We start from the raw sequence: 11,148 nt of genomic DNA, 5'->3' as shown, positions 1-11,148 counted from the left end.
TCCGTCCGAAGACTTCGACGCCGGCTTCGGGTGGTTAGTGTCAACCGCCTCGCCATGGGCGCACATGCTCGGGTACGGGAATATCAACCCGTTGTCCATCGACTACGCCTGTCGGCCTCGCCTTAGGTCCCGACTTACCCTGGGCGGATTAGCCTGGCCCAGGAACCCTTGGTCATCCGGCGGCAGAGTTTCTCACTCTGCATTCGCTACTCATGCCTGCATTCTCACTCCCGCACCCTCCACGACTGGCTTCCGCCGCCGCTTCACCGGATGCAGGACGCTCCCCTACCCATCAACACGACTGGACGCCCGCCTCAAGGACGAACGCCGATCTAAAGTGTCAATGACACAGCTTCGGCGGTGTGCTTAAGCCCCGCTACATTGTCGGCGCAGGACCACTTGACCAGTGAGCTATTACGCACTCTTTCAAGGGTGGCTGCTTCTAAGCCAACCTCCTGGTTGTCTGGGCAATCCCACATCCTTTCCCACTGAGCACACACTTAGGGGCCTTAGCTGGTGTTCTGGGCTGTTTCCCTCTCGACGACGAAGCTTATCCCCCGCCGTCTCACTGCCGCACTCTCACACCACGGTATTCGGAGTTTGGTTGATTTCGGTAACCCGGTAAGGCCCCTAGACCATCCAGTAGCTCTACCCCCGCGGTGAAACATGCGACGCTGCACCTAAATGCATTTCGGGGAGAACCAGCTATCACGGAGTTTGATTGGCCTTTCACCCCTACCCACAGCTCATCCCCTCAGTTTTCAACCTAAGTGGGTTCGGGCCTCCACGACGTCTTACCGTCGCTTCACCCTGGCCATGGGTAGATCACTCCGCTTCGGGTCTAGACCACGCGACTATGGGCGCCCTGTTCGGACTCGCTTTCGCTACGGCTACCCCACCCGGGTTAACCTCGCCACGCAGCACTAACTCGCAGGCTCATTCTTCAAAAGGCACGCCATCACCCAACAAGTGAGCTCTGACGGCTTGTAGGCACACGGTTTCAGGTACTCTTTCACTCCCCTCCCGGGGTACTTTTCATCTTTCCCTCACGGTACTCGTCCGCTATCGGTCTCCAGGAAGTATTTAGGCTTACCGGGTGGTCCCGGCAGATTCACAGCAAATTCCACGAGCTCGCTGCTACTCGGGAACACCGCCAAGGCTCATGCAACTGGTTTTCGCGTACGGGGCTCTCACCCACTCCGGCCGCCCGTCCCAAGGCGTTCCACTAACCAGCACATCAACCCGAGAATCTGTCAGAATTCTCAAGGCAGGTCCCACGACCCCGACCACACAACCCCTGACAGGTATCACATGCAATCGGTTTAGCCTCTTCCGCTTTCGCTCGCCACTACTCACGGAATCACGGTTGTTTTCTCTTCCTGCGGGTACTGAGATGTTTCACTTCCCCGCGTTCCCTCCACACCGGCTATATATTCACCGGCGGGTAACACCACATCACTGGTGCTGGGTTTCCCCATTCGGAAATCCTCGGATCACAGCTCGGTTGACAGCTCCCCGAGGCATATCGCAGCCTCCCACGTCCTTCATCGGCTCCTGAAGCCAAGACATCCACCATGTGCCCTTAACAACTTGACCACAAAGATGCTCGCATCCACTCTACAGTTCTCAAACACCACACCAGAAACAACGTGTGTTGCCTCAGGACCCAACAGCGCGCCAGCGAACAAGAACCCGCCCGGATCCGCGGCCGCCGTTCCACGCGAAGCCGAAGCCCCGCAGTACTAGGTCGGCGGCATCACCACCGCGAGAACCCGTAACCAGTAGTTCCACAATTCCTTGAGCAACCCGGACGGAAACACATTCGGCTTCCGAGCCCGAGCCACCCCGCGCCCTGGTTCCGGGTATCCCGGGGACGCGGATGTGTTGTGCTCCTTAGAAAGGAGGTGATCCAGCCGCACCTTCCGGTACGGCTACCTTGTTACGACTTCGTCCCAATCGCCAGTCCCACCTTCGACCACTCCCTCCCTTGCGGGTTGGGCCATGGGCTTCGGGTGTTACCGACTTTCATGACGTGACGGGCGGTGTGTACAAGGCCCGGGAACGTATTCACCGCAGCGTTGCTGATCTGCGATTACTAGCGACTCCGACTTCACGCAGTCGAGTTGCAGACTGCGATCCGAACTGAGACCGGCTTTAAGGGATTCGCTCCACCTCGCGGTATCGCAGCCCTCTGTACCAGCCATTGTAGCATGTGTGAAGCCCTGGACATAAGGGGCATGATGACTTGACGTCATCCCCACCTTCCTCCGAGTTGACCCCGGCAGTCTCCCACGAGTCCCCGCCATGACGCGCTGGCAACGCAGGATAAGGGTTGCGCTCGTTGCGGGACTTAACCCAACATCTCACGACACGAGCTGACGACAGCCATGCACCACCTGTACACCAACCACAAGGGAAGCCCCATCTCTGGGGATGTCTGGCGCATGTCAAGCCCAGGTAAGGTTCTTCGCGTTGCATCGAATTAATCCACATGCTCCGCCGCTTGTGCGGGCCCCCGTCAATTCCTTTGAGTTTTAGCCTTGCGGCCGTACTCCCCAGGCGGGGCGCTTAATGCGTTAGCTACGGCACGGACAACGTGGATGTCGCCCACACCTAGCGCCCAACGTTTACAGCGTGGACTACCAGGGTATCTAATCCTGTTCGCTCCCCACGCTTTCGCTCCTCAGCGTCAGTATCGGCCCAGAGACCCGCCTTCGCCACCGGTGTTCCTCCTGATATCTGCGCATTTCACCGCTACACCAGGAATTCCAGTCTCCCCTGCCGAACTCAAGTCTGCCCGTATCGACCGCACGCTCCACGTTAAGCGTGGAGATTTCACGGCCGACGCGACAAACCGCCTACGAGCTCTTTACGCCCAATAATTCCGGACAACGCTCGCACCCTACGTATTACCGCGGCTGCTGGCACGTAGTTAGCCGGTGCTTCTTATCCAGGTACCGTCACTTGCGCTTCGTCCCTGGCGAAAGAGGTTTACAACCCGAAGGCCGTCATCCCTCACGCGGCGTCGCTGCATCAGGCTTGCGCCCATTGTGCAATATTCCCCACTGCTGCCTCCCGTAGGAGTCTGGGCCGTGTCTCAGTCCCAGTGTGGCCGGTCACCCTCTCAGGCCGGCTACCCGTCGTCGCCTTGGTAGGCCATTACCCCACCAACAAGCTGATAGGCCGCGGGTTCATCCTGCACCGCCGGAACTTTCCACCACCGAGGATGCCCCCGATGGTCGTATCCGGTATTAGACCCAGTTTCCCAGGCTTATCCCAGAGTGCAGGGCAGATTACCCACGTGTTACTCACCCGTTCGCCACTCATCCACCACCGAAGCGGTTTCAGCGTTCGACTTGCATGTGTTAAGCACGCCGCCAGCGTTCGTCCTGAGCCAGGATCAAACTCTCCAACAATGCTGTAAAGTTCGATCGAGACTATTCTCAATCACATTCTCAAAGGAAACCCCGACGAGGGGGTTTCATATATAAGCTCTACTGGCTTAGTTCACTAGCACACTGTTGAGTTCTCAAGCAACACACCCCGAACCAGACCCGGAAAAACCGGACCAAGCTCGATGCGTTATTTCAAGCTTTTTGTTACCGGAGAAGTACCTTACACCCGGCGAAACTCGAGGCTTCAACTGGGGGGCTGGTGCAGCTCCGGAGGTTTGGGACCACCCACTCTACCACCATCGGTGGGAGCTTGGTTCGTGGTCCCGGCGGCCGCCCGGTCTCCCTGGCGACGAAGAGAAGATTACATGCCCCGGAACAGCCTCCGAACAGGGGGGTCCGTTATTTCGCGCCAGCTCGCTGACCTGCGTCGATACCAAACACTCAGCTGTACCGGCAGCCCCAACGGCACCAGCCCGGCGGCCAGCTCGACAGCCCGCTCGGGGATGAAGACCGCCGGTCACCCCGGCTGCGGCTCCCCGTGGGTGGCCACCACCGTCACCGCGACCAGTCCGGCCGCGAGCACCGCCGTCAGATGGATGGGAGCCGGCCCGAACGAGGCGGCCAGGATCAGCACCGCCGCCGCCGGGAAGCCGATCGCGATCGGGCGGCATTCGTTCGTCGGCCCGATGTGCAACAGCCACACGCTCACCAGGAAGACCGCGACCGGGACGGTCACCGCGAGCGCGGTCGGGATTCCGCCGACCGCGGCCTTGCCGCTGTCGAAGTCGACCGCCATTTCCAGGCCGGCTCCCACCGCGGCCGCTGAGCCGAAGATCAGGTAGTGCCCGTAGCCCCAGCTCAGCGCGGTCCGCAGCGAGTTGCCGCGTTCCAGCCGGGCGTGTCCGGGCTGGTCGAAGTACAGCCACCACATCGAGAACACCAGAACCAGGGCCGCGGCGGCCAGCGACACCAGGTCCCCGGTGTGCTCGCCCTCAGCGATGCCCTCCTTCACCGCGTTGGTGGCGCTGAGCACGGTCTCGCCGAGCACGATCAGCGTGAAGAGCCCGTACCGCTCGGCGATGTGGTGCGGATGCCACGCGGTGCCCGTCCGCGATTCCGCGACTACCGGCACGGACAGCTCCAGCACGACGAGCACGAAGAAGCCGACGAGCCCCGCGGTCCCCGGAAGCGCCAGCCGGACGACCCACAACACCTGGCAGAGTGTGACACCGACCGCATAGAAGTACGCCGTCCTTCGCGTTTCGGGCGATTGGCGTGCCGCGCGCAGCCATTGGGTGACCGCGGCCAGCCGCATCAGGAGGTAGCCGACGGTCACGATCGTGAAGTCGCCGTCGAACGCCTTGTCCACGCCGGCCGCGACAGTCAGGCCGCCCGCGATCTGGACCAGCGTCGCCAGCCGGTAGGGCACGTCGTCGGTATCGAACGCGGACGCGAACCAGCTGAAGTTCAGCCAGCCCCACCAGATCGCGAAGAACACCATCGCGAAACCGAGCACGCCGTGCCCGATGTGCCCGGACGAAAGCGCGTGATGCAGCTGAGCCGCGGCCTGGCCGACAGCGACCACGAAACACAGGTCAAACAGCAGCTCCAACGGCGTCGAAACGCGGTGCCCCTCGCCGCTGTCGCGCGGCCGCATCGGCCGGTACCACACCCGGATCCGGTCGCCCGGCGCTGACTGGTGGGGCATCGAATCTCCCTTTCTCGCAGATCGCGGCCCATCCCAACATGATCGGCAGCCGGACGCGAGCGCGACACCGCGAGCAGCCGAAATCGGAGGAAACCGGACGGCCATCGCGGCCGGACCGCCCGGTCGCACCCCGGATCCGTCTCGCCGTCACGTACACCTCGGGAGCCGCTTCCCGCGCGGTTAGGTCTGGAAATGCGTTTTCCGGGACATCCGGCGCAATCGAACAGCGGAGTTCGACCAAGCCCTCGCTGTTATCGCAGATTTCGCCGTGATAGCGGAGGGAACGGCCGGACGTGTCGGCACCGGGCCGCCAAGAAACGCGAGCCACGGGGCCGCGGAGCCGGCAGCGGCCAGCTTCTCGGAAGCGGTGCCCGATCGAGCGTGGGGCCGGCTCTCCGGCGAAGGGCAAGACGGAGAAGGGCGGGCCCGGCTCCCCCTCGCCCAGGCCCGCCCCCATGCCTCCGCCGCACTTGCCGGCTACTCCGGGCAGTGCTCCCGGCGATTCGCCGTACGGTCCCCCGCGGACGCCGACGAATTCCTTGCCTGGGATGCGACTCCGGGTGTCCATTCCCCGGAACTCCGAACTCCCGAGCCGCCCGACCGGTCGACCCATCCCCGGTCGACCGAGCGAAATGCCACTGTAGGTAGCCAAAGTGCCGTGCTGAAGGCTCCATAAGGTCTACCCGGTTGCTCTGAGTAGCACCAGGGCCGAAGGTTACCTGTCACTCGGATGGAGTACCCCCGGTGGCGGAAAGTAGTTCACCGATCGTGCACAGGTGAGTGGTAGCGAGTCACGCTCGGTGGATGTCCGCGGCGGCTTGCGCAGCTCGCCGGTCCTCCGAGAGGGTGGCGCGACGACGCCGGGCACGCAGTTCCAAGATCGCCAGAACCAGTGCGACGCCGGTCAGGCCGGCCGCGCAGCACATCGCCGCGGTGAGCCCGTTCTGGTAACCGCCGGTGGCGACGACCGACTCGAACACCGACGCCAGCACCGCCGTGCCGATCGCGGTGCCGATCCGCTGGCCGGTCTGCAGCGCCCCGCCGGCGACCCCGGCCAGCCGGTTCGGTACGCATTCGAGGGTGAGCGTCGTGTTCGGCGAGATCACCATGCCGCCGCCGAGCCCGCCGATCAGCAACGGACCGGCCACCGCGAACCCGGCGGCCGAGGACGGGACCAACTGGACGACGAGCGCGACCGCCAGCATCGACAGCGCGACGATGCTCAGGCCGGTGACGGTCAGGCGCCGGCCGAACCGCGGCACAAGACGGCCAGCGACCGCGGCGCTCGCCGCCGAACTCAAGGCGAACGGCGTGACCGCCAAGCCCGACTGCAGCGGCGTGTAGCCAAGGCCCTGCTGGAAGAAAAGCGCGAAAACCAGCCAGATGCCGGCGAACCCGCAGAAGTACAGCGCGCCGACGGCCGCGCCGCTCGCGTAACCGGGGGTGGTGGTGAAGAGCCGGATGTCGAGCAGCGGCGGCCGGTCGCGGCTCGCCACGTACCGCTCCCACCACACGAAGGCGGTGCCGAAAACGACCGCCACGGCGAACAGCCACCAGAACCGGCCCAGTCCGCCGCGCTCGGACTGGACGAGCGGCAGCAGCACGCCGAGTACCGCGACAGCAAGCAGCACTATGCCGACGAAGTCGATTTCGGCGCGCAGCCGCATCTTCCGCCGTTCAGTCACCGGCACCAGCTTCATCGCCAGCCCGAACGCGACGACCCCGATCGGGACGTTCACGTAGAACACCCAGCGCCAGCCCTCCGCGTCGCCGAACAACGCGAGGATCACCCCGCCGAGCACCGGACCGACCGCGGTGGAGATCCCGACGACCGCTCCGAACATGCCGAACGCCCGGCCACGTTCGGCACCGCTGAACAGGTCCTGGATCAGGCCGCTGTTCTGCGGGGTCAGCAGGCCGGCGGCACAGCCTTGCGCGAGCCGCGCGGCGATGAGCATCGCCGGATCCAGGGCCGCGCCGGCGAGCGCGCTGGTCAGGACGAACGCGGCCAGCGCGATCAGGAACATCCGGCGGCGGCCCAGCGCGTCGCCGAGCCGGCCGCCGGTGACCAGGACCAGGCCGAACGCGAGCGCGTAGCCCGAGACGACCCACTGGATGGTGCCCGCTCCGGTGTTCAGGCCGCGTTCGATCGAGGGCAGCGCGGTGTTGACGATGCTGACGTCCAGCAGCGTCATGAACCCGGCGGTAAGGGTGACCGCGAGCGCCCGCCAGCGGCGGGGGTCTGGTTCGGCCCCGGCCATCAGGTGTTGGCGGTGATCCCAGGGATTCCCTTGAGCTCACCGATGAGCATCGAGCTGACCTTCACCGGGTAATCGTAAAGCGCGAACACGGTCTGGTTCTTGCCGACGAGTTTCAGGTGCACCGGCGTATCGCCCTTGTGCGCCAGCAGCGTCGACTTCAGCTCACTGACCACCGCGTGATCGATTTTCTCCGCGGCGGCCAGCAGCATCAGCGGCGGCTCCTCGCCGCCCGCGCCGACCTCGGAGAGGTCGAGCGGCACCAGCCCGCCGCCGAAGACCGACATCTTGTCCTCGCGCCAGTTGACCCGGCCCTTCACCAGCACCGCGTTGTCCTCGACCAGGTCGGCGGCGAACATCGAGTACGCCTTGGCGAAGAACAGCACCTCCAACGACGCGTCCATGTCCTCGACCGTGCAGATCGCCCAGGGCTCGCCTTTCTTGTTGACCCGCCGCTCCAGCGAGGTGAGCAGGCCGGAGATGACGACCTCGCCCTCCTTCGGCGGGTCGGCGAGCAGCGCGGCGATCGGCTTGGGCGCGTGTTTGCGCAAGATGCGCTCGGCCCCGTCGAGCGGATGGGCCGACACGTACAGGCCGAGCATCTCGCGCTCGTAGGCCAGCAGCTGCTTGCGCGGATACTCCTCGTCGCCGAACTTGAGGTGCGCCAGCGGCGAGGAGGACGGGGCCGCCTCGCCGCCGTCGCCGCCGTCGCCTCCGAACGAGCCGAACAGGTCGAATTGCCCCATCGCTTCCTGGCGCTTGAGCGGCACGACGGCTTCCACCGCGTCCTCGTGCACCTGGATCATCGACAGCCGGGTGTGCCCCATCGAGTCGAACGCACCCGCCTTGATCAGCGACTCGATCACCCGCTTGTTGCACGCCACCAGCTCCGACTTGTCCAGGAACTCGGTGAACGAGGAGTACTTGCCCTTCTCCTCGCGCGTCTTGATGATCGACTCCACCACGTTCGCGCCCACGTTGCGCACCGCGCCCAGACCGAACCGGATATCGCTGCCGACCGCCGCGAACCGCAGCGCCGACTCGTTCACGTCCGGCGGCAGCACCTTGATCCCCAGCCGACGGCACTCCGACAGATAGATCGCCGACTTGTCCTTGTTGTCCCCGACCGACGTCAGCAGCGCCGCCATGTACTCCGCGGTGTAGTTCGCCTTCAGATACGCGGTCCAGTACGCGATCAGGCCGTACGCGGCGGCGTGCGACTTGTTGAACGCGTAGCCGGCGAACGGCAGGATCGTGTCCCACAGCGCCTTGACCGCTTCCGGCGAGAAGCCGCCCTCGACCAGCGGGCTGGACTTCATGCCCTCTTCGAAGCCCTCGTATTCCTTCTCGAGGACTTCCTTCTTCTTCTTGCCCATCGCGCGCCGCAGCGTGTCCGCTCGGCCCATCGTGTAGCCCGCGACCTTCTGCGCGATCTGCATGATCTGCTCTTGGTAGACGATCAGGCCGTAGGTCTCGGACAGGATCTCCCGCAGCGGCTCCTCCAGCTGCGGGTGGATCGGCTTGATCTGCTGCCGGTTGTTCTTGCGGTCGGCGTAGTCGTTGTGCGCGTTCATGCCCATCGGGCCGGGGCGGTACAGCGCGAGCACCGCGATGATGTCCTCGAACCCGGTCGGCAGCATCCGCCGCAGCAGGTCGCGCATCGCGCCGCCGTCGAGCTGGAACACGCCGAGCGTGTCGCCGCGGCCAAGGAGCTTGTACGCCTCCGGATCGTCGAAGCCGAGCCGGTCGAGGTCGATCTCCTCGCCGCGGTTGACCTTGATGTTCTCCAGCGCGTCGCCGATGACGGTGAGGTTGCGCAGGCCGAGGAAGTCCATCTTCAGCAGGCCGATGGCCTCGCAGGACGGGTAGTCCCAGCCGGTGATGATCGAACCGTCGTCGCGCTGCCACACCGGGATCGCTTCGGTCAGCGGTTCGCTGGACATGATGACCGCGCAGGCGTGCACGCCGGCGTTGCGGATCAGGCCCTCGAGACCGCGAGCGGTGTCGAAGATCGTCTTGCACTCTTCGTCGGTCTCGACCAGCGTGCGGACCTCGGCCGCCTCGGCGTAGCGCTCGTGCTTCGAGTCGACGATGCCGGACAGCGGGATGTCCTTGGCCATGATCGGCGGCGGCAGCGCCTTCGAGATCTTGTCCGCGATCGCATACCCCGGCTGGCCGAAATGGACGCGGGCGGAGTCCTTGATCGCCGCCTTGGTCTTAATGGTGCCGAACGTGATCACCTGGGCGACCCGGTCCGAGCCGTACTTGTCGGTGGCGTACCGGATCATCTCGCCGCGGCGGCGGTCGTCGAAGTCGATGTCGATATCGGGCATCGACATGCGTTCCGGGTTCAGGAAGCGCTCGAACAGCAGCTTCTGCGGGATCGGGTCGAGGTTCGTGATGCCGAGCGCGTACGCGACGAGCGCGCCGGCCGCGGAACCACGGCCGGGGCCGACCAGGATGCCGACCTCCCGCGCGTGCTGGATGAGGTCGGCGGTGATGAGGAAGTAGGACGGGAAGCCCTTGCCCTCGATGACGTTGAGTTCGTAGTCGACGCGTTCCTCGTAGCCGTCCGGGATGCCTTCGGGGAACCGCCACTTGAGGCCCTCGGCCACCTGATGGCGCAGCCAGGAAGCATCGGTGTGGCCCTCGGGGACGTCGAAGACCGGCATCCGGTCCTTGTGCGCGTACACGTCCTCATACGACTCCACCCGCTCCGCGATCAGCAGCGTACTGTCCGCCGCCCCCGGAACCTCCCGGTCCCAGTACTCCCGCATCTCCTCCGCCGACTTCAGGAAATACCCGTCCCCGTCGAACTTGAACCGCGTCGGATCATTCAACGTCTTCCCAGCCTGCACGCACAACAACGCCGAATGCGTATCCGCCTGATCCTTCGTCACATAATGCGAATCATTCGTCGCCAACGACGGCAGACCCAACAGACTCCCGATCTCCAGCAGCCCCTCCCGCACCGACCGCTCAATCGGCAACCCGTGATCCATCAGCTCCAGGAAAAAATTCCCCGCCCCGAAAATATCCCGGTAATCCGACGCGGCCTGAATCGCCGCCTCCCGCTGACCCAACCGCAACCGCGTCTGCACCTCGCCCGACGGACACCCCGTCGTCGCGATAATCCCCGCCGAATTCTCCGCGATCAGCTCTCGATCCATCCGCGGCTTCCGGTAATACCCCTGAATCGACGCCAACGACGACAACTTGAACAGATTCCGCAACCCCGTCGCGTTCTCCGCCACCATCGTCATATGCGTGTACGCGCCACCACCCGAAACATCCCCGCCCTCACCGAACTCGTCCGAACCCCGCTGATTCGCCTGCCCCCAGAACACCGGCTTCTTGTGAAACCGCGACTCCGGCGCCACATACGCCTCAATCCCGATGATCGGCTTGATCCCGTGCTTCTTCGACGTCTGATAAAACTCGTCCCCGCCGTACATGTTCCCGTGATCGGTCATCCCCACCGCAGGCATCCCCAACCGGGCCGCCTCCGCGAACAACGGGCCAATCTTCGCCGCACCGTCCAACATCGAATACTCAGTGTGGACGTGCAGGTGGACGAAAGAATCGTTCGACACCAGCGAAAACCTCCCCTAGGCAGACGGCTTCCCGGCTCCGGTCGACGCGGCGGGCCCGGGCTGTCCACCCTAGTCCGCCGCGGTTGGCTCGACGCGTCCGGCTCATGGTGCGCGCCCGCCGCGCGGACCGGGGCCCGGCACGCCGGGACGCGAGCAAGATCTGTTCTCCGTGGCAGTCACGACGCCCTCCTCTC

The 11,148-nt window shown here is 64.6% G+C and carries 3 protein-coding genes and 2 rRNA genes (1 of these 5 cut by a window edge); all 5 read right to left on the bottom strand.

Annotation, left to right across the window (positions count from 1 at the left end; translation table 11 throughout):
* Positions 1 to 1,596: ribosomal RNA gene (locus tag AMYBE_RS0101770) — 23S ribosomal RNA — on the bottom strand; it reaches 1,529 nt to the left of the window's first position.
* 301 nt (positions 1,597 to 1,897) lie between these two features.
* Positions 1,898 to 3,416: ribosomal RNA gene (locus tag AMYBE_RS0101765) — 16S ribosomal RNA — on the bottom strand.
* The 16S and 23S rRNA genes sit together here, the layout of an rRNA operon.
* Positions 3,417 to 3,912: 496 nt before the next feature.
* Complete coding sequence (locus AMYBE_RS0101760; RefSeq protein ID WP_020657608.1) at positions 3,913 to 5,103, bottom strand: low temperature requirement protein A; 1,191 nt, start codon at positions 5,101 to 5,103, stop codon at positions 3,913 to 3,915.
* A gap of 791 nt (positions 5,104 to 5,894) precedes the next feature.
* A complete protein-coding gene (locus tag AMYBE_RS0101755; RefSeq protein WP_020657607.1) occupies positions 5,895 to 7,364 on the bottom strand; it encodes an MFS transporter in 1,470 nt (489 codons plus the stop codon).
* Positions 7,364 to 10,954, bottom strand: a complete 3,591-nt coding sequence (gene dnaE, locus AMYBE_RS0101750) for a DNA polymerase III subunit alpha (protein ID WP_020657606.1) — start codon at positions 10,952 to 10,954, stop codon at positions 7,364 to 7,366. The genes AMYBE_RS0101755 and dnaE overlap by 1 nt, the downstream gene beginning before the upstream one ends.
* Positions 10,955 to 11,148: the final 194 nt, after the last annotated feature.

It is taken from the genome of Amycolatopsis benzoatilytica AK 16/65 (assembly GCF_000383915.1).
GTDB lineage: Bacteria > Actinomycetota > Actinomycetes > Mycobacteriales > Pseudonocardiaceae > Amycolatopsis > Amycolatopsis benzoatilytica.
The sequence above is the reverse complement of the archived record's forward strand: the minus strand, read 5'-3'. Positions and strand labels throughout refer to the sequence as shown.

Excerpts from the sequence above, each read along its gene's own strand:
- AMYBE_RS0101760 (WP_020657608.1), bottom strand. The coding sequence starts at position 5,103 with ATGCCCCACCAGTCAGCGCCGGGCGACCGGATCCGGGTGTGGTACCGG.
- AMYBE_RS0101755 (WP_020657607.1), bottom strand. The coding sequence starts at position 7,364 with ATGGCCGGGGCCGAACCAGACCCCCGCCGCTGGCGGGCGCTCGCGGTC.